Below are 23,720 nucleotides of genomic sequence, written 5' to 3'. Positions count from 1 at the left end.
GCTCTGACTCCACAAGAATAACGCCTGCTCTTCTATTTGAATCTTAATTTCACTTAATATAGATCCTGCGTTGAGCAGAAAAAAACCGGAATTCCCATTCGGATTCCGGTTTCATTAAGACCTTGCTCCTGCTATTCCGCAGACGCAGCAAGCAATTGCTCCGCTGGCCATGGCAGCGGGTTATTGAAGGTTGTCCAGTCCTGCTTCATTTCTTCAGCAGTCAGCAGGCAGCGATCCAGCCGGGCTTCGATCTCCGAGCGATCTGCGCCAACGCCGATGAACACAATCTCGTTGAGCCGGTCGCCCCATTCTTCATCCCACTTGGCCTTAATCTCAGGCTCACTCTCCAATACCTCCACTTGCTGTTCCTTCGCCATCGATGCCAGCCAGTATCCTGCCGGCCCGAACTGAATCGACGGGCCGGCCTGGCTCAGACTGCCGGCAATATCGCCTTTGGCCGCCAGCCACACGAAGCCCTTGGCCCGCACGATTTCTTCGGGCCAATTGCTGAAGAAGAAGCTGAGCCGCTGCGGATGGAACGGCGTTCTACGCCGGTACACGAAGGAGTTAATGCCATATTCCTCGGTCTCCGGCGTATGCTCCTCCTTGTTCAGCTCGGCAATCCAGCCGGAGGACAGACTTGTTTTCTCAAAATCAAACAGGCCCGTGTTGAGAATTTCCTTGGGATCAACAGCACCGTTGACGGTACGGATGATTTTGGCTGTAGCCTGAAGCTTGCGAAGTACTGCTTCCAGCTTGTTCAGTTCTTTTTCCTCCACCAGATCGCATTTGTTCAGCAGCAGCACATCACAGGTCTCAATCTGGTCAATCAGTAGATCCACGATATCGCGGACATCACCTTCACCAGCAGTTTCTCCCCGGTCCAGCAAACTGTCGCCGGAAGCAAAATCATGCCAGAAGCGGTTGGCGTCCACCACGGTAACCATGGTATCCAGACGGGCCAGTGTAGTAAGGTCAATATCGAGATCAGGATCTTCATAAGTAAAGGTCTGGGCAACAGGCACCGGCTCGCTGATCCCAGAGGATTCAATCAGAATATAATCAAAGCGTCCTTCCAATGCCAGCTTCTCCACTTCACGTAGCAGATCATCACGCAGGGTGCAGCAGATGCAGCCGTTGGACATTTCCACCAGCTTCTCCTCCGTGCGGGACAGCGCCCCGCCCGACTTCACCAGATTAGCATCGACATTGACTTCGCTCATATCATTGACGATAACAGCGACCTTCAAGCCTTCGCGGTTGTTGAGAATATGATTCAGCAGTGTCGTTTTGCCTGAACCCAGGTAGCCGCTGAGTACAGTCACAGGAATTTTTGTCATGGGTGTTGCTCCTTTCAGGGATCAAAAATTAAGGTTGTGCTATGAACCGTCTTATCGAGTCTCACGGTGCAGCGTTACTCTTTTCAAACGAGGACTGTACTTTTTCATTTCCAGCCGTTCCGGGTGATTCTTCTTATTCTTGGTTGTGGTGTAATTGCGATCGCCAGTTTCTGTACATGCCAAAGTTACGGTGACTCTCATCTCATTCATCCCTTTCTTAAATCGTAATTATTACGATTAACAAATCATACACGCTTTATTCACCAGATGTCAACAACTACAACGCAAAATTTCTAAAGTCTGTGATTTGTGGTCTTTCCAGTACATCTATGACATAGAGATGGAAATATGAATCTATGATTCTTGTTACAAAGAATGAGGCAGGAGTGAGAAAAATGAAGATACCGGTAATCATACTCAGTGGTTTTCTCGGAAGCGGCAAAACCACACTATTATTGTCCTTGCTGCAAGAGAGCAAACAGAGGGGTCTGAATCCAGGGATTGTAATGAATGAACTGGGGCAACGGGATGTGGATGGTTATATTTTGCAGGAGCATACCGGAATGACTGTAGAAAAGCTGCTGGACGGATGTATATGCTGCAGCCGCAAGGAGGAGCTTGGAGAATCTCTTCAACTGCTGCTGGCAAGACGTCCGGATGCCATATTCATAGAACTGACCGGTGTAGCGAATCCGGAAGAAATCGCCCATACGCTGCTGGAAACACCTCTGCGAGACCGCCTTACGTTGCATTATACCGCTACGGTGCTGGATGCAGAGAATACGCTGGAATACAACAGCCGGCTGTCCGCTGACCGACAGCTTGTACGCACACTTCGCCAACAGATCGTTGCAGCGGATCTTATTATCGTGAACAAAAGCGATCTCGTAGAGCAGGAGACGTTATGGAAGATAGAGAAGGCGGTACGCAAACAGAACACAGAGGCAGATATCGTATACACTCACTATAGTAAAATCAATCTGGCGCCCCTGCTGGCCGGTATCACGCCTAGAGAGCCTCGCACTCCGGCACCGCAGCGCGCGCCCCAAACCTTCAAAAGCGCTTCAATGACCAGGGTCCTTCCGGACACCGGTGGAACGGCATTGAAGGAACATGACACTGCGCAGGAGTCTTCCTATTCCCAGGTCGCTGCTTTGACACTGACTTATCCCCAAGGTACGCCAGTCCAGCTGGCCAGAAAACAGTTCGAAGCCTTCTTTCGAGAATGCGGCGACAGCCTGCTGCGCGCCAAAGGCCATGTGATCCTGTCGGACGATGAGCCCGTCCAGCTTGTTCAATATGCTGGCATGCGGACGACTTGGGAAGCCTCCAGTTATCCCGGTCTGCCTTATGTAGTCTGCATCGGACTGAATCTGAATGAAAGTCTGCTGACCGAACGCTGGTCCGCCTTGTTCCGGTCTTGAGCTCTTTTTCACCGGTAAAAATATTCCCGCTGCTCCTGCCCGCAGCCTTCCTGCTTATTCTTGGCATCGTATGGCTGCCGGGTCATCTGGAGCTGCTGGATAATGCATATCTCCATTATTTCAAAGCAAGCTTCATCGGCATTCTGCTGGAGGCACTGCCATTTGTGCTTGCCGGGGCTGTGCTGTCATCCCTGCTTCGGGTGTTCGTGCCGGACGAAATGATCTCGCGCTGGATCCCGCGTAGTCCTGTACCCGCCATTCTCTTCGCTTGTCTGCTGGGCGTGCTGTTCCCGGTCTGCGAATGCGGTATGATTCCGCTGGTGCGCCGTCTGATGCATAAAGGCATGCCTGTGTATGTAGCAATCGTCTTCATTCTCTCCGGTCCGATTCTGAATCCGGTCGTATACGGGGCTACAATTACCGCCTTCCGTACCCATCCGGAGCTGGCTTATGCCCGCATGGGCCTGGCCTTCGCAGTGTCTTTTATCATCGGCCTGATCGTTTATTTCACCAATGCAAAGTCCCCCCTCCGTCTGTCCGTCCGGCAGGAGAATGGGGTGGATCATCATGAAAGTGCGCGTGGCGGCAAAATGGCTGCCGTATTCGTACACACCTCCGACGAATTTTTTGAAATGGGAAAATATTTGATTATCGGCTGTTTGTTGACAGCTGGTATCCAGACCTTCATGGTACAGGACAGTCTGGCCGCCATCGGCGGACGACCACTGGGATCTTATTTCTTCATGATGGGACTAGCCTTCCTGCTCTCCCTTTGCTCCACCTCGGATGCCTTTGTAGCCTCGACCTTTCTGCATTCTTTTCCGGCAGGTTCCTTGCTGGCTTTTATGGTGCTGGGTCCTATGCTTGATTTTAAAAACGCTATGATGCTGCTATCGCTATTCAAAACTCGCTTTGCCTTATTCCTGTTCTTCCTCATCTTCTCAACAGTGTTTATCGGCGCAGTATGGATGTCAGGATGGTTGTAGTTAGGAGGGAAGGACTTTGAATGAAGCCCGGAACATTCGGCTCCATTATCTGCTCAGGGCAGTGCTTCTACTGGCCTTTGCCCTTTATATTGGTCATTTGGTACAGCAGGATGCCCTGCATTATTATGTGGCGCCCAAGCTGGCACGCTGGATCAAACTCTGCCCCATCCCCTTGGTCTTGATGGCGCTCAGCCTGGCGGTACAAGCGCTGTTCGGCAGAGGGGCTGCCTTGTGCGACTGCGACCATCGTCTTCCTCGGTGGGGCATCAGAAGCATATTTCTGTACGGATTGTTTCTTCTCCCGTTGCTGTTTGGCTTCCTGCTGTCCGATAGGCCACTGGGAAGTCTGGCTGCATCTGTGAAGGGGATTGAGCTTACGTATAACATAAAGGAACCGGATCGCGAGGTTCAATTTGACAGCAACGACCCTTTTGAAGCAGAGTTCGCCCAGTTAGCGAAGCTGTTGTACAGTCAGCCTGTAATTCCGGTATATCCGGCTATTTTCTCTGAAACTTTCGGTGCAATAGACCGATACAAGCAGAATTTTGAAGGCAAAGATATTGTCGTATCCGGTTTTGTCTACCGCGAGAACACCACGATTACGAAAGGCCCGTTTGCCTTGAGCCGCTTTCTGGTGCAGTGCTGCACCGCCGATGCCACACCGTTTGGGATTATGGTGAACCCCGGTACGCAAAAAAGCCTGCCCGCAGACACCTGGGTAGAGGTCCGGGGCAAGCTTCATGTTGGGAAGTACAAAGGCAAGGATATTGTGCAAATCACCGCGGTGTCCATCACACCTATCCCGCGGCCCTCGACACCCTATATCTATACCAGTCCCGACTCTGTAGCAGAGTGGGCAAAACTACAAGCCGCTGGCAAGAGCATTAGATAATAGCATCCAGCTCATCTTCATCGCCTACGGACTTGTTCGGGTTAAAGACCTCAACCATAATCCGGGCCGGTATGCAGATAATCTGCTGCTTGGGCCTGGAGATGAAGCCCATTTCCAGCGCAATCCGCAGCGGTGCGTCTGAATAAATCATCTGAATTCCATAATCGAACACCTTGAGCGTGTTGTGTCCAAATTGGGTTTTGATATCGATAATCTGTTCTTCTTTGGTCAGCGGTACGGTCTTGTATTCCTTGCCGTCCACTGTAATCAGGGCCATCAGATCCCCTTGCTTGTAATGATCATTCAAGCTATTGAACCATTTGACTCCATAGATGGAGCCAGCTGCAAGCAGCACCAGCAGAATGATTATAAAATCGCCGCGCTTCATCTTTTGCAATGTTGATCCCTCTCACTGGCCTATTTAAAATTTAAAATACGTAATGATTACGAACAAATTAAATATAGTTAGTGGATTGAGATTTGTCAACACGCAAACATTCTGCACCCCTCAACTCTACTACTCTTTAAGCGCCACTGCGAATCCGGGCCGACCAGTCACGCAGCACACGGTCTAATTCCTTAACGTGAAGTGGCTTCGAGATGAAATCCTGCATGCCTGCTCTCATGCACATTTCCTTGTCTTCTTTTCGAGCAAAAGCGGTTGCGGCAACAATCACCGGGCTAAGCCCCAGTTGCTCGCGGATAATCCCTGTGGCCTCTATTCCATCCATCACGGGCATCTGAATATCCATGAACACCAGATCATAGGAGCGAGAAAGCACCGCTTCCACTGCTTCCGCGCCGTTCTGGGCCACATCCGCTGCGTACCCCCGCTTCTTCAGGTAAGCCAGCAGCAGCTGGCGGTTCACCGGATGATCCTCAGCGACCAGAATCGACATCGGCCCGTATTTGCCTCCGTAGTTGTTCCCAGCCAGTTCGCCTCCCAAGATAGCGGGCTTAGCATGCCGGGATTGTTCAGTCAGGCTGTTACTATGAGACTCCGGCTGCCATTCTTCTCCCGGCAAGGTGACTTGTACCGTGAAGTAGAACTCGGAGCCTTCGCCTTCCCGACTCACTGCACCGATTCCACCACCCAGCAACTCAGCCAGTTTCTTGCTGATCGCAAGTCCCAGACCCGTTCCACCATACTTCCGATTGATAGAAGGATGTAGTTGGGAGAAGGATTGGAAGAGAAGTCCCTGACTCCCCGGCGGAATGCCGATCCCTGTATCCTCTACGGAGAACTTGAGGACAACTTGTCCGGACTCTAGCCGCTCGTGAAGCTTCACGGAGATGCGGATATCCCCTTCCTCCGTAAATTTCACTGCATTCCCCACCAAGTTGACGAGAATCTGCCGCAAACGCGCTTCATCGGTGACAACCACCGGCGGCAGCGCTGGATCAAGTGCACTTGTCAGAAGCAGCCCCTTCTCTTTCACTTTGGGATAGAACACTTCATTTACATTTTGGATCACCTGGGCAAGCTCCAGCGGTCGCGGTTCTAAGGTCATCATCCCGGCTTCAATTTTGCTGAAATCGAGAACCTCATTCAGAATATGCAGCAGGGCCTCACCGCTTTTATTAATAATATGCGTGTAATAGCTTTGCTCCTCATTAAGTTCTGTTCCTGTGAGCAAGTCGGCCATGCCGATAATGCCATTCATCGGGGTCCGTAGCTCATGGCTCATAATGGCCAGAAACTCCGATTTAGCCCGGTCCGCCTCTTCAGCGGATTCCTTCGCACGTACGATCTCTTTCTCTTCCGTGATATCACGGAAGACGACAACCGCTCCCTTGCGCTCTCCGTTGTCAAAGAGTGGAGTCAGGCGGTATTTCACCAGGAAGCTGGAACCGTCCTGCCGCCAGAACACACCTTCCCGCTCTTCGTATGTAACGTTCTCCGACAAGGCCTGAATCAGCGTCTTCTGGCTGCCGGAATACGGCTCGCCGTCCAGCCAGGTCTGCTGAATGGTCAATAAATGATTACTGGCCGACCATTCTCCCGGCTCATATCCGAGCATTCCCGCAGCGGCCGGATTAATGAACATCGTCTCGCCAGCCAGATTCACGCCGAAGATCCCTTCAGAGACGGAGTTTAGAATCAGCGCATGTTCGTAGCTCAGCTTCTCGATCTGCTCCAGGTGACGCTTACGTTCCGTAATATCGCTGGTGATAGCGAATACACCCGCCACTGTACCACTGACCATAATCGGCACGTAGATAACACTCACTTCGACCACATGCCCATCCCGGTGAATGAGACGGCTCTCGAAGGTCTGCGCCTCTCCGCCCGAAGCCAGCTCGAAGCGCAGAAGAACATTGTCCAATTCATCCTCATCGACCACTTCGGTGAACTCGGACAACAACAGATTGTCATGAGAGTACCCCGTAAGATGCAGCAGGCTTGAGTTGACAGAGAGGGTTCTGCCCTGCAGATCCATGGCGCTGATTGCCGACGGATTGTATTCGAACAGGGATTTATAGCGGTTTTCACTTTCCAGAAGCTTCATTTCATACTGCTTCCGTTCGGCAATATCGCGGGTCACGCCGACAAGCTCGGATACCTCTCCGTCATCAGAGTAGATATAACGGAAGGTCGTTTCTGTCCAGATATAAGACCCGTCTTTACGGCGAAAGCGGAACACTACTGGCTCCAGCTTCTCGCCGTTCATGCATCTATGTAGATAAGCTTGTACCCGATCCGCGTCCTCAGGATGAATGTAGGCTATGCCGGGAGTCCCGACCATTTCCTCAGGGGTGTAGCCCAGCATAGCCTGACAGATCGGGGATGCATACAAGTAGGTTACGTGTTCATCCGCAGCATAGCGGGTAATAAAGTCCAGAGAATTCTCCGAAATCAGACGGTAATTCCGTTCACTCTCTCGCAGTTGCGCTTCCATGCGGCGATGCTCCGTCACATCCTGCACCACTCCACTGATCTGGAGCGCCTTGCCATCTTCATCTTGTGTGACCTGCCAGTGAGATTCAATAAATTTGACTTCCCCTTCATTCGTCATGATCTGGAAAATCGACTCGCCGCCAGTTCCGTCCTTCACTGTCTTTCTAAGCAAGCCCAGTACCTTCGTGAGGTCCTCTGGCTTGATACAGGAAATAATCTGTTTATGGTCACAAAGCGAATGATTGCCGTAGTCCTCCCTGAAGCCAAAAATATAACGCAGCTCCTTCGAGACGGTCAGGGTGCTGTTCACAACATCCCATTCCCAGGAACCCATGCCCGCCAGGCACTGGGCCGTGGCCAGCATATCCTCATATTTCTTGCGCTCTGTGATATCACGGGCGATGGCGAGTACCTTCTCAACCTCACCCTCTTCATTGCGCATGACCTGAAAGGTACTTTCGATCCACAGATATCGGCCATCCTTATGCCTGGCTCTGCGAACAAACACCTCATTATCTCCATACACCCTGTCTTCTTCCATCATCTCACGGACATCCTGGGGGTGATAATAATCGATTCTCTTGTTCCCCAGCATTTCCTGCGGCGAATAGCCGAGCAAATGCTTCACCGAAGGTGACACATAATATAGCGTACCGTCCGGCTCACCATAAGAGATCATGTCCGGTGTATTAAGGGTTATAAGATTGTACAATTGCTGATTCTCCAGATTGCGTTTCTCCGCATGCTTACGCTCTGTAATATCCGTCATCTCGGCGACCAGATACAGCGGACCCTCTCCGGATTCTCCGTGAATCAGGAACACATGGAGCGAGGCCCAGATGATCGAGTCATCACTGCGTAACAGACGCACCTCCAGATCAACCGCAGATCCGGACCCTTGAAGAAGACGATTCACCAGATGATCCAGTTCTGTGATATCACAATCGTCTTTATATACCAAATTGGAATAATGTCTATTTAAAAGTTCTTCTTCTATGTATCCCAGCATTTCGCAAAGCGCAGGATTGGAATGCAAAAGAGTCCCCTCTTTCACAGAGACTACCGCGATGCCGCTGGAAGACTGCATATACAATTGCTTAAAAATAAAGTCATGCACTGGTGGAGCCTCCTCTAAAGAATGGGGACGACAAACGTAATTGCCAAATTTTAATTCCAGTATACCTTTATTTCGGTAAATAAGCCTGATAGTTGAGGCCTAAATGTATTGAATCCAAAAAAACGAAAGCTCCCTTGAATATTTCAAGGGAGCCAATGAATTAATTTAGGGGACGGTAAAGCGATCAGATGATGACAACTCGATTGAATTGCAAGATGACTAGGGATAGCAAGGCAACCCAGCCTCGTACAATCCACTCTATGGCTTCGGACAGAAACCGCGGCGAAAGTCCCGATAAATGCCCAACATAGCAAGATTCGTTTCATCGCCAATCTTGAACTGCATGAAATTGTCATTACATCTACAGGGTGATTATGACCATATTACTTAGAAAAGTGCCTATCAGAAATTATGCCATAAGACCTAAAGGCAGCGTTTTCTAATCGGCCAAGGATTTCCTAATGTGGCTGTTTACGGATTGAGATTTCTTGTTCAGTTCGCTTGTTCAGTTCACTTCTTCCTCTGCCTGCTGCTCAGGCTGGGAGGATGTTTCATTTTCCAAAGAAGAGAAGTAAGCGATCTTGTGATCGATCTTTTTAGAAAACTCTTGGAAAAACTCAATTTTGCGGTCAATCTCCTGTTTGTGCTCCATCAGCAGCTTCCGCCGTTCCGGCAGAGTCCCGCCGCCCTCTTTGGACAAGGCAACAAACTGTTTGATCTCCGCAATCGGCATTCCTGTATCCTTCAAGCAACAAATCAGAGAGATCAAGTCAATATCTTCGTCGTGAAAACAGCGATTGCCGTTCTCGTCTCTGGCGACCAGAGGTAACACGCCTTCTTTCTCATAATAACGCAACGTATATGGGCTTAATCCGCTTTTTTGCGAGATGGTCTTGATACTGTATCCCATGGGCTAACTCCATTTCTGCCGCTTGCTCCGGCACAACTTAATCATCAAAAAAATCTCTTCTACTATATAGGCCTCAAACACAATATCAGTGGTTAACACTAAATTAGGTCGCTACAGGTTCGAAGGGTTGTTTTACAGATCCAATGATAATAATATAACATAAAACTATTGCCTTCTAGTAACCTCTAAGGTTTACAATTTATCATGAAGCTATCAAATGAAGGAGTGACTTTTGAAATGGCAGAGAAAATAAATGTAGGAAACGGCACACTGGAAGTCTCCCAAATTTCCCTGGGCTGTATGCGGATTGCGGATTTGTCCCCGAAGGAAGCGGAGGAACATATCCACGCCTCGCTGGAAGTGGGTATCGATTTCTTTGATCATGCCGATATTTATGCTGGCGGCAAAGCTGAGGAAGTATTCGGCGATGTGCTTGTGAAGAGCCCTGGCTTGCGTGACCAAGTCCTGATCCAGAGCAAATGCGGCATCCGCCCAGGTCTGTTCGACTTTTCCAAGGAACATATCCTGAGTTCTGTAGAAGGCAGCCTGAAGCGCCTGAAAACCGATTATCTGGATGTTCTGCTGCTGCATCGTCCGGACACCCTCTTCGAACCAGAAGAAGTGGCTGAAGCTTTCGACATTCTGGAGCAAAAAGGCATGGTTAAGCACTTCGGTGTCAGCAATCAGAAGCCACTGCAAATCGAATTGCTCAAGAAAAATGTTAAGCAAAAGCTGCTGTTCAACCAATTGCAATTGAGTATTACCAACACAGGCATGATCGACACTGGCTTCAATGTCAACATGGCCAACCCGGCTTCGATCGACCATGATGGTAGCATCCTGGAATACAGCCGTTTGCATGACATGACCATTCAGCCATGGTCGCCATTCCAGTACGGCTTCTTTGAAGGCATATTCCTGGGCAGCGACAAGTACCCTGAGCTAAATCAGGTCGTTAATCGTCTGGCTGATGAAAAAGGTGTCGCCGATACAGCTATTGCTATCGCTTGGCTGCTGAGACATCCGGCTAAAATGCAGCCGATTGTCGGCACCACCAACACTCAGCGCCTGCGCGATATCGCCAAAGCTACGGACATCACCTTGTCCAAAGAAGAATGGTACGAGATCTACCGCGCTGCTGGCAACGTGCTTCCATAAAAAAATTCGGCAGCGCCTCTGTTGCACATTTTGCTGACCGCATGTTTACTACTGCGTGTCTAGGACTGCATATTTACAGCAGTATGTTCATGGCTGCATATTTACGGCAGTATGTTCATGACCGGCATGTTCATGACCGGCATGTTCATGACTGCATGTTCATGACCACATGTTCATGACTGGCATGTCCTCTGCTGAATGGCGGCATCCCGGCCTCCCGGGCCAGTTTGGACCCGCAACATCCATATGTGTCCGCCTACCAGCAAAAGCCTCAAATCCACATTCAAGTGGGATTTGAGGCTTTTTTTCTCACTTCTATACGGTTATCCCAGGCGCAGAAGTTTGCAGCATCAAGAAGTTAGGTGCGATTAGGAAATAGATGCAATTATGTACCTTAATTTAGATATCTGTCTGTCGACAGATTTCAACCACGAGAAGCGGTATAGTCCCCTCCACCAGTCATCTTAACAGTAAAAAAGAGGGCTCCCTCCCCAACTAACAGCATTTTTGCACCTTATTTTTCTTCAATATAGGTAAAAAAGGGAAATAAGCGCATTATTGTATCTTATTTTTCGAAAAAGCACACTGATCTGGATATTTTGGAATATTTAAGGTACAAAATTGCACTTAATTACCAAATTCATAGTTTCTGATGAAAATTAAGGTACCAAATTGCTCTTATTTCGAAGCCTCCCGCCCCCTTTCCCCCTCTTCACACCACTCATGCAGAAAGGCTGGCTCAGAGAGCCAGCCTTAAATTATGTTCTCACTAGCCTGAGACAGCCTTGTACTATCTTCTCACTAGTCTAAGACAGCCTTGTACTCTGCCTCACTAGCCTGAGCCAACCTTGTACTTTGTCCTCACTAGCCAGCCATCCTTGTACCATCTTCTCACTAGTCAGAGATAGTACTGTACTTTGTCCTCACTGGTCCAAGCAAGCCTTGTACCATCCCAACAATCCTGTACAGAGCGTATCTGACCGGCTTGTCTTGATTCCAATCAACTCTAGCCCAGAACCTGTAGTTTAAAGATTTAACCTTGTGGCATAGCAGACACCGCATGTGTCTCGCCTTCTGCGATCTCAACGGTAATGTAGCTGACTTGTTCTCCACCTACTGTAGTTTCCTGCTTCGCAGCTACAGACGCACCGTTATAGTAGAGCGTATCGACATGACCAGGGAACGCCGCCTTCCAGACAAAAGGCTTCCCGGATTGCAGCGTCACTGCACTCTCGGCGTTGCTATTATGTTTTACTGTAATAGTGCGGTCGAGAATCGGTACATCTCCCAGCTCCGCCCATTCTAGTGATTGCGCCAGTCTTGGCAGGGTGCTGATTACGGACGCTCCGTCGCCAGCGATTCCCATCAGTCCGGCCGCCACAGAACCAATCACACAATAGGACACTTCCGGGTAATCCCGGCGATCCAGAGCTGGGTCCACCAACTCCTTCAGTTCCGTGAAGGCTTCTTCGTTCTCGCCGTACCGGTAGAAAATATCCGGCAGGTAGGTTTTGCCCTCGACATTAGCTACACGATGGATTTTGACATCCTCCAGCGCCTTGTTCAGCTTCTCACGATTCCCGATGGAGCCATAATAGAGCGGGAGGAAATTGCCCTCGGCATGGTAGACTTTTACGAATGACCGATCTTGCAGCATCGCACCATAGAAACGGTCCTCCCCTTCGTTCCACCAGTCCTTCTCGTAACGCTGTTCCAGCTCGTCTGCCTTGTCAGTATACTGCTGAGCTACTTCAGCTTGACCTTTGAGACGGGCCAACTGAGCGAATGATCGATACCCGGCAACCTGTGAGCCGATCATGTCCCCGCCAAGTAGCGGGTGAAGTCCAGCTTCATTGAAGGTAGCCAGACCTCTACGACCGTATTCCGGGTAATATTCCAAAATTCCGTCGCCATCTTTGTCCCAAGTCTTAGTATATTCATGTAATGTTAGTTGAAAAAATTTCTGCAGCTGACTGTCATTCAAGTAGTAGTCATCGCCTGTCCACTCATACTGACGCCAGCTGGTATGGATAATATCGAAGTTTGCCGGAAGATTGTACCAGAAATCATCGTCATTCTCGTAATCAACGGGGGCTGGCACGTTATCCTTCGTAATTTCCCAGTACGTACACCAGTCCCGTGATTCCGCAATATTCTCGGCAAAACGCATGATCATATTTTTGGTATGATATCGAAGCCCCAGTACCGCAGCTCCAGTGCTATGATGCATCACATCACGAATACAGAATGCCTCTCGTTCAGGCAATGCAGCTTCGTACCACAGCCCAACGGCATCTTCACCGAAGTGAGCATATTCAAGTGCCTGGCGTTTGGCCCAGACAAAACCTTCATTCAGATCTTTATCGGAGGATTGAAAAGTTACAGCACCAGCTTTGGCTTTGATTTCTCTCTCATGCGTCATACTAAGGTCACTCCTGTCCTTTTTCTATATTAGCTTAGCTTTCCTTGGAACCCGAGAAGGTCAGACCTTCCATAAATGCTTTTTGTGCTGAGAAGAACAGTAGAATACATGGCAATGTAATGACGACAGCCGCAGCCATCAGCAAGTTGGTATCCGTAGCATAAGTACCCTGGAATCCGGCCAATCCCAGCGTAAGTGTCTTCCATTTATCACTGTTGATATAAATCAGCGGTCCCATAAAGTTGTTCCAGGAGCCCATGAAGACCATAACACCGACAGCCATCAAGGCTGGCTTGGACAGTGGCAGGAAGATCGTGCGCCAGATTTTAAAATAACCACAACCGTCGATAATCGCTGCTTCTTCGAGACCAACAGGCAATCGGGAGTAGAATTGGCGCATTAAGAAAATATAGAACGCCGAGCCGAAGAAGGAAGGAACGATCAGCGGGTACAGCGTATCCAGCATGCCCAGCTTTTTGAATAGAATAAATTGCGGGATCATTGTAACTTCACCAGGTAATAGCATGGTCGATAGAACCAGTACGAACAGGAACCCGCTTCCTTTCACCTTAAACCGGGCGAAAGCGTAGCCGACAAGCGAACAGGAAAGAACCGTACCGATAATCGGCAAGATGGTTGTAATCACAGTGTTAAGCAGATATTGCGGGAACGGAAAGGCCGTCAGTGCCTTGGCATAGTTGCCCCAGCGCCAGTGTTCCGGCCAGATGCTCATCCCGGAGCCAGCAAGCTCCTCCAGACTCCGCAGTGAGGCAGAGACCATCCAGATAAAGGGATATAGAAACACTACGCTCCCGATTAAAAGTAGGAGATAGGCCAGCCAATGCACCTTTTTCTTGGTAGAATTACGCTCTTTTTTGACGGACACGACGCTTCCTCCCTCCGTTTTGCTCTGTTTCGTAGTACACCCATAAAGCACTGCTGCGGAATACAATTGCGGTGAATATCAGAATAATCACGAAGAGTACCCAGGCCAGCGCTGATCCGTAGCCCATTTTGAACCACATAAAAGCATTTTGATACAGATAATAAGCATAGAACAGCAAGGAGTTATCCGGCCCCCCGTTGATCATGAAGCCTTGGGTAAAGGTCTGGAATGCCCCGATCATGCTTGTTACCGCATTGAAGAACAGGATCGGTGAAATCTGTGGCAGGGTCACATGCCATACTTTTCTCGCAGCAGTGGCACCGTCAATCTCGGCCGCTTCATACAAGCTTTGCGGAATATCCGACAATCCGGCCAGATAGATGATCATGTTACCGCCGACCGTCCAGAGGCTCATAATAATGACCGCAGGCATCGACCAGTCCGGACTGGAGAACCAGCCGGGTCCTTCAACACCTACCAAACGCAGCAGTGAATTGACAAGGCCGACATTGGGATTAAAGATCCAGATGAACAGCACCATTTGTGCAACACCCTGCACCAGGGTAGGAAGATAATAAATCGTACGGAAAATATAAATGCCACGCAGCTTCAGGTTCATTAGAATCGCTATCGCAAATGACAGAATGACCTGCAGCGGTACACTTACCAGCGTGTAATAGAACGTTACAGATAATGATTTATAGAACAATGTATCTTTGAACAGCATTTTGTAATTGCCCAGCCCTATCCACTGCGGATCGCTGACAACTTCCCATTTGGTGAAGCTGATATAGAAGGAGAAAATCATCGGACCTACCGTAAACAGCAGGAAGCCGATCACCCAGACCGAAACGAACATGTAGAAGCTCGCCGTTTTGGTATGCATGATTTTTTTCTTCACCAGCAGTCTTGTAACAGCAAAAATAATGGCAAACACAACCGCGATAAGAGTCAGAAAAGGGAGAAGCGGCAGCAATGCTGCCGGCATCCCGATTCCTTCATAGAAATTGTAGATCCCTTCTACTAATCCATTCATAAGTATGCTCCCGTTAGTTTTGTTGTAAAATATTGTTGATCTTCTCAGCTACCTGCGGGAATACTTCCTTAACATCCTTAGTGCCGATTCCGATCGGCGTAGTATCGTCGATGGCTTTCATCTCATTGTTGATCTCATTGGTACTCTTCTGAGCTTCTTGTGTATGCTGCTTCTCAGCGGCAAGCACGAAGGCTTGCAAGTTCTTGTTAGGAGCTACAGCTTCGAATGCACTTGTAGCACTAGCGATAACCGGCACTCCGTAAGCATTTTTGTTGCCTCCGATGATTTTTTGTGCCTCTTCGTTTTGAGTCATATGATCAATGAAAAGCTTGGCCGCTTCTGCGTTCTTGCTGTTCTTACTGATCGCCAATCCGTTAACTTCTTTGGAACCGCCGTTGCCAGGGAATGGCACGAGATCCCATTTAAAGTTCTGTACATCTGCCATCTGCGGCAGGTACCAAGGACCAAAGTCGGTAAACATGCCGATTCTGCCGCCCAGATACCAGTTCATCATGTTCTGACCTTGCTTCTCACTATCATTAGGTACGATGCCCTCTTGTTTGGTGGAGACAATATATTCGGCAGCTGCAATCGCTTCCGGTGAATCAAGTGCTGACTTACTCAGATCATCAGTGTAGAACTGGCCGCCGAACGAATAGATCCAGTTGCCGAGCCACAGCGGCTCCGAACCGAAAATTTTGCTCGCTCCCTCACCGGAAGTAAGCTTTTTGGAAATGTCCTTGAATTCCTCAGTAGTCATCGGCACGGTTTGACTTGGAAGCGGAATATTATTCTTCTCAAAAAGATCCACGTTAATGGCCATTACCTTTGGTTTGATAATGAAAGGCTCGGCATATACCTTACCATCCACGCTCATGGAATCCACAAAGGAAGGCGAGCTGAACAGCGATTTATCAATTTGCAGTTCCTGGAAAGCGTTCGCAAAACCCGGCAAATCCCCTCCGGAGATCAGCATGACATCGGGGGTAGTTCCTCCGGCAATCATCGTCTGCAACTTGGTCAGATAGTCCTTTTGAATCCATTGACTCTCTACCTTAATATCAGGATAAGTCTTCTGGAAGTTGTCAATGGCCTGCTTGATCGCATCAGCTTCGCTCTGAGCTCCCCAGAAAGCAAACGTGATCTTCCCTTTGGCAGCCCCGCTATTTCCCCCTGAATTCGAAGAGCTGCTATCGCTCCCCGCGTTGCCGGAACAGGCAGATAAGGCGATTACAACAAGTAGAGATAAAACAATCAAAGACCACTTTTTCATCATGTATTCCCCCTAAGTATGTTAACTAGTTGATGACCGAATTTCCGCACCGCAGCTGCTTCTGATCATCAGCTTGGACGGAAGCACAATCTTTAAGGGCACTTCTCTGCCCCCGATGCGTTCGAGCAGCATTTTCACTGCGCTCTGCCCCATTTGCTCGGTATAGATTTTCACCGTAGTCAATGGCGGGTTGGCATAAGAGGCCATTTCAATATCATCGATACCAACCAACGCGATATCTCTAGGCACCTTCAAACCAGCTTCCTTCAGCGCTCTTCCGGCGGCAATGGCCATTGGATCGGAACCAATCAGGAAAGCTTCCGGCAAATCCTGCTTCTCGATCACTGCCTGCATGAGTTGATATCCGGTAGACATGGAGAAATCATTGCCGATGTGGACATGCTCTGGCAGGTACAGTCCCTTCTGCTTCATATAAGCTTCAAAGCTGCTTTGCCGCTGGTCCACAGAATCCGTCCCGGAGTTAGAACCAAAACGGTTAATGAAATCACGAGAACTGATCAGACCGATCCTAGTATAGCCAAGTCCGGTAAGATGATCCAAAGCCGTTCGTGTAACCTTATCAAAATCTACCACAACGGAATCAAAACGATTCTCATCCGGAGAGTAATCGACAAAGACGACATTCTGAATCCGGCTAAAGAACAGATTATAAGGATCAAACTCAAACTTCCCGATTACGATGAGACCATCCAATCCGGAAAGGCTTTCATATGAGTCATGATTAACCCAGCGGATTGTCCGCGTAATATGCAGGCCTAACTGATTGAATTCCTTCTCGATCTGCAGCCTGATGGACAGGTAGTACGGGTCCTCCGATTCAAATTGTTCGGAACAGAAGGTCACGAGTCCGATTTTATAATCCTTCAACTGCGCCGCCTGACTGGTCTGACGCCGCTGACTTCCTTTATATTGCAGCTGCTCCGCAGCGGAAAGAATCTTTCTTCTTGTCTCTTCCAATACCGAAAGGGAACGATCTCCGTTCAGCACTCGGGAAACTGTGGATGGAGATACACCAGCCAGACTTGCGATATCACGAATAGTTGCCACGACTAATCACCTTTTCACTTCATATTTGGGAAACACCCCTTATGGTTATTTTATAATTCCGCCAAGCATTTGCCAATCAAAATGTATTATGTTTACTAAACATTAGTGAACTAATGCGTGAATACAATATATCAAAGTTCAAAACGTTTGACAATACCTATTTGTCATCGCTTTCACATAAGTATCTGACCTAATAATAAGATTACCCTGATTGAAAATAACCGTTTTAAAGTTTTTGTTTACTATATGTTTCGTAAACACTATACTCTAAACAGTGAATATTAGCCCATTATCTATTTTTGCATGCAGGAGGCATTATGAAAACTTTAATCAACAACACTTGTCCCACTGTCACTGTCGTCAGCGACAGTCCCTTGTTCGACAGCACAATTGAAATCGAGACTGTTACGGAAAATCTGTTCCTGGTTCATATTAAACTTAAGGCCGCACAGAAAGAATATCCGCCAGTGTGCTCTATTGAGTGGTCCATCCCTGCCGTAGACGTTCATTCCTTATGGCATCCAGGAACGGATCGCAATAAAGCGTTTCAGGTGGATTGGGGTGACGGTTTCCAATCAAAGAGCACTTCCCTGGCACCCGTGGCTTCCCTATACAATCTGGACGGACGGAACCGCATGACCTTCGCTTTTACCGATGCTTTGAACAATGTATCTATAAAAGCAGGTATCCATGAAGAAGATTCAACCTTCCTGTGTTCTGTTACCTTATTTGAAGAAGCCATGCCGAAGATCGATCATTATGAAGCCACTCTACGGATCGACCGCAGAGATATTGCTTACAATAAAGCGCTGGAGGAGGTAACTGCATGGTGGGAAACCCTTCCTGGTTATAAGCCAGCCGAAGTTCCTGATGTGGCGCTCCGCCCTATGTACTCCACCTGGTATTCGTATCACCAGGAGCTGACCGCAAGCGAATTGGAGGAGCAGTCCAAGCTGGCCAAGGAGCTCGGGTGTGACACCATCATTGTCGATGACGGCTGGCAGACGGATGATAACAATCGTGGTTATGCCTTTACGGGTGACTGGGAAGTGTATGGCGGCAAGATTCCAGATATGAAGATGCATGTCGATAACGTTCATAAGCTAGGGCTGAAATATATGCTTTGGTACTCCGTCCCGTTCGTGGGCAAGTCCAGCAAAGTATGGGGCCAGTTCGAGGACAAGCTCCTGCGGATTGACGAGAAGCTGAACGCGGGCGTGCTGGACCCACGATACCCGGATGTGCGGGAATACCTGATCAATACCTATGAACAAGCCGTTATCGGTTGGGACATTGACGGCCTCAAGCTGGATTTCGTGGATAGCTTCCGTTTGAGTCCAGATCAACAGGAGGGTACAGCAGAAGGCCGGGATCATGAGTCGGTACCTGAAGCTGTAGACCGTCTACTCTCCGATGTCATGGAACGTCTTAGAGCTATCAAACCGGATATTCTCATCGAATTCCGTCAGACCTATATCGGCCCGCTGATGCGAAAATACGGCAACATGTTCCGTGCCAACGACTGCCCTAACGACTCCATACAAAACCGGGTCCGTACACTGGACCTACGACTCTTGTCCGGAAATACAGCTGTGCATTCCGACATGATCATGTTCAACCACAATGAACCTGTGGAGAGCGCGGCGATGCAATTGGTCAATGTAATCTTCTCCGTACCGCAAATTTCTTTGCGTCTTAACGACATTGACCAGGAATATCTGTCCATGCTGCGTTTCTGGCTAGCATTCAGCAGAGAACACGGCGATGTGCTGCTGCGAGGCGAGCTGTCTCCGCAACAACCGGAGCTGTTGTACCCGCTCGTGACTGCACGTAAGGACGACACTCAGGTCATCGCCATCTATGCTGATGTTATTGTGCCTGTAGAGCAGGACTTTACTCAATTGTTTATCGTGAACGGCACCTACAGTGAACGGGTAGTAATTAGAAGCAGCCTCTCCCCTGCTCGCTATGAGCTGCAGGTCAAAGACTGCTGCGGACAAATTATCAGCTCTGAGATCGTGGAAATAGGTAGTGGCTTGCTTGAAGTAGCGGTTCCTAAAGCGGGGCTAGTTAGCTTTAAGCGAGTGGACGCGTAGTAATCGTCTGAGCAGGCCACCTTTCTGACTACTCAAAGGGACTCCCGCTCAAAGCGACCTAATATCATACGACCCAAAAACCGCTGGCTTCTTGTAATCCAGCGGTTTTATATATTGTCCTTCCCTAATCATTGAGCTGATGATGCCCCGATCGAATCGTTGCATTTCATCATCTACCATTTATGCAATTGCGCTTTTTCTGCGTAAAATGACAAAGCTGGCAGAGGAGATATCGGGGTACAACTGCGGGATGCGCTCTACAATTTGAAAATCGCCGAACTGCGCGAGCCTGCTCAGTAAGTCCCGGTCTTTGATCGTATAAATGATCTGCTCATCATCACCGGTATCGAGTTTGGAATAAATAACAACGATATCACGTGACGCATTAAGCACATGAGACAGTGTTGCCTGGAAGTGGTTTTCATCAATGATATGGTAAAGTACATCTAAACAGACAGTCATATCGGCTTGCAATCCTTGTTGACCTCCCGTCCAAGTCAGCGGATGGTACGTAGCAAAAGCTTTCGTCGGGTCATCGCCGTATTTTTCCTGGCATATCCGTACGGATTCCGATGAAATATCAAGTCCAATGTACCGCGGATAGTTGATTAATCCCAGCTGATGCCCGTCCCCGCAGCCAAATTCAATCACTTCGTTAACGTTATAGCGCTCAATGCAGGCGTTGACAACCGCAGCTTTGAACTCTGCCAGCACACCGTAAGATCCAGATCCCGAGTTTCCGCCTGTCTTATATGTTTGTTCCCAGTAGTTAATGTAATCAAAGGTCATTTGCATCCTCCGTTTCTATAATAGGAGTTCCTAAAAGCATATGCGGGGATTGATGCAATATGACATTAAGCTCGCCTGAAAGCTTTCCAGTAGGAAAGCCAGCATCAAAATATAGACTATCGACAGATTTCAACCACTATGAGGTTTGACCACCGCCTTGGGCTAAGCACCATGTTCCGGGAGACGTACGCGGGGTGGAAGAAGTGGCCTATTCCCCTTCACCAGTCGTCTTAACAGTGAAACAGAGGGGATACCTCCCCAACTAACAGCATTTTTGCACCTTATTTTTCTTCAAAATAGGAAAAAGAGGGGAATAAGGGTATTTCTGTATCTTATTTTTCGAAAAATCCCGCTGAACGGGGTATCCTTGAAGAATTAAGGTACAATATTGCACCTAATCCTCTCAAACCCTTAGCTGAAGAGGATTTAAGGTACAAAAATGCCGTTAATTGCACTTCGATGCTTCTTATGTAAGCTCTCTTAAATGAAACAAGCTCCCTGGCAAAAAGCCAGGAAGCTTGGGAGCTTGTTATGTCATTCCATTAGAATGTTGCAGCTACTTTAGCTACTTGTTCCAATCCCTCAGCAATAATATCTGCCGAACGATCTTGGTTTTGGTTATGACCTTCAATAATAATCTCTTCAGCTTGAATTCCGAACATACCCAGTGCAGTCTTCACTGGCTTCACAGCGGATTCCAAAGCAGACATCGGCTCACTGGAGTATACTCCGCCGCGGGCATTCAGCAATACAACTTTCTTGTCTCCTGCCAGTCCAACCGGACCTTCGGAAGTATATTTGAATGTCTTCCCTACTTGTGCAAGATAGGAAATATAAGTGATGAGCGGTGCAGGTGCCATGAAATTCCACAGTGGGAACGCAATAACAACTTTATCAGCAGCAAGGAATTGGTCCAAATAACCGTTCACTGTTGCAGTCAAGGATGCTTCTTCCGGTGTCAGCTCCCAGCCTTGGCTAATTTTATATAGTCCAGTAATGGCGGTGTTGCCATAGTAAGGAAGGTTTGCTTCGTATAGATCCAGTTCTGTCACGGCATCCTGTGGATGTGACTCTTTGTACGCTCCCAGGAATGCTTCATACATTTTCACACTTACCGCTTGTTCTGCCGGACGATCATTTACCTTCACGAATAATACATTTGCCATTTTAATTTCTCTCCCTTTGTCTATTATATTTATAAAGTGCAGCTTCTAAAAAGCTTTTTCCTGATAACCTGTGCCGCCTGCGCTCCTTGCAGGTAATGGATCACCTCCTTATCCGAATGTCCCTCAGGACTTTAATTTGCTTTCAGCCTGTAAGCCCAGCTTCTTTAACAATTCCGTCAGTTGATGCTTATCCTCATCCGTCAATACAGAGAACATATCAGCTATAGTCTGCGTATGTTTGGGGAAAATATCATCAAAAAGGGCTTGTCCGTCATCTGTCAGCTTGATTATCACCAATCTTCGGTCCTCTGCGCTTACTTCCCGTTGAATAACCCCCTTCTTCTCCAGCTTATCCACTACATAGGTCACACTTCCGCTTGGGATAGAGAATTTTTCGCCGATCTTTTGAATAGCATGGGGACCTTTATTATATAGAAACTCTAGAATATGAAAGGCCCCGATATCCACTCCATACCTGCTGATATCCTTCTTCATGAGGTCGCCTACAGATTGCGCGGATTTCATATATACCCTGAGCAATCGCAGGTCGAGCTCGTTTTGTTCATTATCCAAATTCATTTCAATTACCACCTTTGTTGACAACTAAAGGGGGATTTATGAACGTTTTTAGCCGACTAACGCCCCCCAATTTATAAATAATACCACAAGCCCGAGAATCAATAATACCAAAGGCATTCCCAGCTTGGAGGCAGGATCCTTCACGCGAACATGTGTAGCAACAGCCCCGATCATAGTCACCACAACGACTATTCCACCGATAGCCGCAAATTGCTCTTTCCAGATCCCGATGGCCATGAATACTCCCCCCGCCAATTCAACCAGACCTGTAAAAATACGGAACGCTGCGGGAAGTCCGTAACGCTTGAATTCTTCCACCATCTGCTTCGAACCAAACTTCGTGAAACCGAACATAAGGAAGCCCAACGCCAAGATGGACTGCAATACAATCGATAAAATACTCATAAAATAATATCCCCCATCACTTTTAATAAAATTATTTATCTTAATGATATTTATAATAATATTAGGATAATTATCGTAAGTCAATTACTTTTTTTCACTACCAAAAAAAGAAACCCGAGATCATCAAAATGATCGGGTTTCTCGATACACTACAAGCTGTGAAGCATCAACTTAACATTAATCCATCGTGCCCACTGCTTTTAAGTTGAATGAACCGCTAGTACTTATACCAGCTTCATCACGCAGGGTAGTGAGCGCCGCTTGTAAATCCTCTTTTTTCACGTAAACATAAGGGCTTTTCCAAACAGTATCCATATGTAATGAACGAATATGCTCCGGTTTAATCTTCGGGAAATTGAACACCCATTGCTGGAGCTCCTCTCCCGGTATATCTGACTTTACGTTATTGCCGATAATGTCGAGCACTCTTCCCCATTGGGAAATCCCTTGAAAAGCACCCAGCTTGTCAATAATTTGCTTGATGACTTGCTGCTGCCGATCATTACGTGCAAAGTCGGAGGATTCTCCGGTGCCTTGATTCGATTTGCGATACCGCACAAAGTCCAGCACCTGCTTACCATTCAGCTTCTGCAAACCTTTGTTTAAATCGATATTCGTCCCATCTGCAGTATCGATATACTTCATGTCCATGTCGACATCAATGTCCAATCCACCCAGCAAGTCTACCGTCTGCTTTAACACATCAAAATTCACCACGACCATATGATCAATGGGAATACTTAATAGATCGCTAAAAAATTGCTTTGTATTAGGGATAGCCTGCGACTTATCTTTAATATAGTGGTAGGCATAATAGTAATTGGCTTTGCGGGAAGGCAAAGATTTGGGCTTAAGCAGCAAGTCACGCGGTAGTGATAGCAGACTGGTGGACCTGGTCTCCGGATTATAGCTGACGAGCATCAGCACATCCGTATTCATCACCCCGCCACCCCCATCCCGGCTATCTACACCGGCGAGCAGAAAGATCATCGGCTCAATGTTTTCCTTTTTATTATTATCGCTCTCCATTGGAAGAGCCAAAGGCTGAACGACTGCTGCCGGTGCCGACATGCGCTGAATGGCCGTATCCGTCTTTTGATATAGGTATCCCACATACGCCCCAGCTCCAAGGAGAAGAGCGCCGATAACAAGACTTATACTCGTCACAACTTTACGGGTCGTGCTCCACTTGCCTTTACTCTTGCTTTTGCTCTTTCTAGACATAATTCCCTCCACTCCACTTCATTAGCGTCTGTATACACCCGATGTTCAAA

At 48.1% G+C, this 23,720-nt stretch carries 20 protein-coding genes; 5 read left to right on the top strand and 15 right to left on the bottom strand.

What is annotated here, in order from left to right; translation table 11 throughout:
- Nucleotides 1-131: 131 nt before the first annotated feature.
- Nucleotides 132-1,340, bottom strand: coding sequence for a GTP-binding protein (locus tag ACFORK_RS14040; protein WP_379199849.1), 1,209 nt, complete (start codon nt 1,338-1,340; stop codon nt 132-134).
- 51 nt (nt 1,341-1,391) lie between these two features.
- Nucleotides 1,392-1,541: a 50S ribosomal protein L33 gene (gene rpmG, locus ACFORK_RS14035; RefSeq protein WP_083205233.1), complete on the bottom strand. Its 150-nt coding sequence runs from the start codon at nt 1,539-1,541 to the stop codon at nt 1,392-1,394.
- 194 nt (nt 1,542-1,735) lie between these two features.
- On the opposite strand from rpmG, the gene ACFORK_RS14030 reads away from it, so the two are divergent.
- From ACFORK_RS14030 to ACFORK_RS14020, 3 genes are read left to right on the top strand one after another with little or no spacing between them, the layout of a single operon-like run.
- Nucleotides 1,736-2,764 (top strand): CobW family GTP-binding protein, encoded by a 1,029-nt coding sequence (locus ACFORK_RS14030; RefSeq protein WP_379199846.1) that lies wholly within the window; start codon nt 1,736-1,738, stop codon nt 2,762-2,764.
- Entirely contained in the window at nt 2,761-3,750 is a 990-nt protein-coding gene (locus ACFORK_RS14025; RefSeq protein WP_379199844.1) for a permease, read from the top strand. Before ACFORK_RS14030 ends, ACFORK_RS14025 begins: the two co-directional genes overlap by 4 nt.
- 16 nt (nt 3,751-3,766) lie before the next feature.
- Entirely contained in the window at nt 3,767-4,642 is an 876-nt protein-coding gene (locus ACFORK_RS14020; protein ID WP_379199842.1) for a TIGR03943 family putative permease subunit, read from the top strand.
- On the opposite strand, the gene ACFORK_RS14015 is transcribed toward ACFORK_RS14020, so the two are convergent.
- The 3 genes from ACFORK_RS14015 to ACFORK_RS14005 form a co-directional block, all read right to left on the bottom strand.
- On the bottom strand, nt 4,635-5,030 hold the full coding sequence (locus ACFORK_RS14015; RefSeq protein WP_379199997.1) for a NusG domain II-containing protein: 396 nt from the start codon (nt 5,028-5,030) through the stop codon (nt 4,635-4,637). The genes ACFORK_RS14020 and ACFORK_RS14015 overlap by 8 nt on opposite strands.
- A gap of 136 nt (nt 5,031-5,166) precedes the next feature.
- Entirely contained in the window at nt 5,167-8,658 is a 3,492-nt protein-coding gene (locus tag ACFORK_RS14010; protein WP_379199839.1) for a PAS domain S-box protein, read from the bottom strand.
- 505 nt (nt 8,659-9,163) lie between these two features.
- On the bottom strand, nt 9,164-9,568 hold the full coding sequence (locus ACFORK_RS14005) for a MerR family transcriptional regulator (RefSeq protein ID WP_379199837.1): 405 nt from the start codon (nt 9,566-9,568) through the stop codon (nt 9,164-9,166).
- A 237-nt stretch (nt 9,569-9,805) separates the two neighbouring features.
- Here ACFORK_RS14005 and ACFORK_RS14000 point away from each other — a divergent pair, with 237 nt between their 5' ends.
- On the top strand, nt 9,806-10,726 hold the full coding sequence (locus ACFORK_RS14000; protein WP_379199835.1) for an aldo/keto reductase: 921 nt from the start codon (nt 9,806-9,808) through the stop codon (nt 10,724-10,726).
- A gap of 1,033 nt (nt 10,727-11,759) precedes the next feature.
- Here the strand turns inward: ACFORK_RS14000 and ACFORK_RS13995 are convergent.
- The 5 genes from ACFORK_RS13995 to ACFORK_RS13975 are packed head-to-tail and all read right to left on the bottom strand — an operon-like array spanning nt 11,760 to nt 17,411.
- Entirely contained in the window at nt 11,760-13,148 is a 1,389-nt protein-coding gene (locus ACFORK_RS13995) for an MGH1-like glycoside hydrolase domain-containing protein (protein ID WP_379199833.1), read from the bottom strand.
- 34 nt (nt 13,149-13,182) lie between these two features.
- Complete coding sequence (locus ACFORK_RS13990; RefSeq protein ID WP_379199831.1) at nt 13,183-14,034, bottom strand: carbohydrate ABC transporter permease; 852 nt, start codon at nt 14,032-14,034, stop codon at nt 13,183-13,185.
- Complete coding sequence (locus ACFORK_RS13985) at nt 14,012-15,070, bottom strand: carbohydrate ABC transporter permease (protein ID WP_379199829.1); 1,059 nt, start codon at nt 15,068-15,070, stop codon at nt 14,012-14,014. Before ACFORK_RS13985 ends, ACFORK_RS13990 begins: the two co-directional genes overlap by 23 nt.
- 13 nt (nt 15,071-15,083) lie before the next feature.
- Entirely contained in the window at nt 15,084-16,343 is a 1,260-nt protein-coding gene (locus ACFORK_RS13980) for an ABC transporter substrate-binding protein (RefSeq protein WP_379199826.1), read from the bottom strand.
- Nucleotides 16,344-16,364: 21 nt separating this feature from the next.
- A complete protein-coding gene (locus tag ACFORK_RS13975) occupies nt 16,365-17,411 on the bottom strand; it encodes a LacI family DNA-binding transcriptional regulator (RefSeq protein WP_379199824.1) in 1,047 nt (348 codons plus the stop codon).
- Nucleotides 17,412-17,728: 317 nt separating this feature from the next.
- Here ACFORK_RS13975 and ACFORK_RS13970 point away from each other — a divergent pair, with 317 nt between their 5' ends.
- Nucleotides 17,729-19,507: a glycoside hydrolase family 36 protein gene (locus tag ACFORK_RS13970; protein ID WP_379199822.1), complete on the top strand. Its 1,779-nt coding sequence runs from the start codon at nt 17,729-17,731 to the stop codon at nt 19,505-19,507.
- Nucleotides 19,508-19,687: 180 nt separating this feature from the next.
- On the opposite strand, the gene ACFORK_RS13965 is transcribed toward ACFORK_RS13970, so the two are convergent.
- From ACFORK_RS13965 to ACFORK_RS13945, 5 genes are all read right to left on the bottom strand, one after another.
- Nucleotides 19,688-20,296 carry a methyltransferase gene (locus ACFORK_RS13965; RefSeq protein WP_379199820.1) on the bottom strand — a complete coding sequence of 203 codons (609 nt, stop codon included), beginning with the start codon at nt 20,294-20,296 and terminating at the stop codon, nt 19,688-19,690.
- 542 nt (nt 20,297-20,838) lie between these two features.
- On the bottom strand, nt 20,839-21,462 hold the full coding sequence (locus ACFORK_RS13960) for an FMN-dependent NADH-azoreductase (RefSeq protein ID WP_379199818.1): 624 nt from the start codon (nt 21,460-21,462) through the stop codon (nt 20,839-20,841).
- Between the two features lie 123 nt (nt 21,463-21,585).
- Nucleotides 21,586-22,041 carry a MarR family winged helix-turn-helix transcriptional regulator gene (locus ACFORK_RS13955; RefSeq protein WP_379199816.1) on the bottom strand — a complete coding sequence of 152 codons (456 nt, stop codon included), beginning with the start codon at nt 22,039-22,041 and terminating at the stop codon, nt 21,586-21,588.
- 48 nt (nt 22,042-22,089) lie between these two features.
- Nucleotides 22,090-22,446, bottom strand: coding sequence for a DoxX family protein (locus ACFORK_RS13950; protein ID WP_066372027.1), 357 nt, complete (start codon nt 22,444-22,446; stop codon nt 22,090-22,092).
- A gap of 177 nt (nt 22,447-22,623) precedes the next feature.
- Nucleotides 22,624-23,670 carry an LCP family protein gene (locus ACFORK_RS13945; RefSeq protein ID WP_379199813.1) on the bottom strand — a complete coding sequence of 349 codons (1,047 nt, stop codon included), beginning with the start codon at nt 23,668-23,670 and terminating at the stop codon, nt 22,624-22,626.
- Nucleotides 23,671-23,720: the final 50 nt, after the last annotated feature.

Source organism: Paenibacillus sp. GCM10012306 (genome assembly GCF_042649265.1).
Taxonomy (GTDB): domain Bacteria; phylum Bacillota; class Bacilli; order Paenibacillales; family Paenibacillaceae; genus Paenibacillus_AQ.
Note: the sequence above shows the minus strand (reverse complement) of the source record. Positions and strands in the feature narration are given on the sequence as shown.

Coding starts and splice junctions, on each gene's coding strand:
- ACFORK_RS14040 (WP_379199849.1), bottom strand. CDS start 1,340: ATGACAAAAATTCCTGTGACTGTACTCAGCGGCTACCTGGGTTCAGGC.
- rpmG (WP_083205233.1), bottom strand. CDS start 1,541: ATGAGAGTCACCGTAACTTTGGCATGTACAGAAACTGGCGATCGCAAT.
- ACFORK_RS14030 (WP_379199846.1), top strand. CDS start 1,736: ATGAAGATACCGGTAATCATACTCAGTGGTTTTCTCGGAAGCGGCAAA.
- ACFORK_RS14015 (WP_379199997.1), bottom strand. CDS start 5,030: ATGAAGCGCGGCGATTTTATAATCATTCTGCTGGTGCTGCTTGCAGCT.
- ACFORK_RS14005 (WP_379199837.1), bottom strand. CDS start 9,568: ATGGGATACAGTATCAAGACCATCTCGCAAAAAAGCGGATTAAGCCCA.
- ACFORK_RS14000 (WP_379199835.1), top strand. CDS start 9,806: ATGGCAGAGAAAATAAATGTAGGAAACGGCACACTGGAAGTCTCCCAA.
- ACFORK_RS13995 (WP_379199833.1), bottom strand. CDS start 13,148: ATGACGCATGAGAGAGAAATCAAAGCCAAAGCTGGTGCTGTAACTTTT.
- ACFORK_RS13985 (WP_379199829.1), bottom strand. CDS start 15,070: ATGAATGGATTAGTAGAAGGGATCTACAATTTCTATGAAGGAATCGGG.
- ACFORK_RS13980 (WP_379199826.1), bottom strand. CDS start 16,343: ATGAAAAAGTGGTCTTTGATTGTTTTATCTCTACTTGTTGTAATCGCC.
- ACFORK_RS13970 (WP_379199822.1), top strand. CDS start 17,729: ATGAAAACTTTAATCAACAACACTTGTCCCACTGTCACTGTCGTCAGC.
- ACFORK_RS13965 (WP_379199820.1), bottom strand. CDS start 20,296: ATGACCTTTGATTACATTAACTACTGGGAACAAACATATAAGACAGGC.
- ACFORK_RS13960 (WP_379199818.1), bottom strand. CDS start 21,462: ATGGCAAATGTATTATTCGTGAAGGTAAATGATCGTCCGGCAGAACAA.
- ACFORK_RS13955 (WP_379199816.1), bottom strand. CDS start 22,041: ATGAATTTGGATAATGAACAAAACGAGCTCGACCTGCGATTGCTCAGG.
- ACFORK_RS13950 (WP_066372027.1), bottom strand. CDS start 22,446: ATGAGTATTTTATCGATTGTATTGCAGTCCATCTTGGCGTTGGGCTTC.
- ACFORK_RS13945 (WP_379199813.1), bottom strand. CDS start 23,670: ATGTCTAGAAAGAGCAAAAGCAAGAGTAAAGGCAAGTGGAGCACGACC.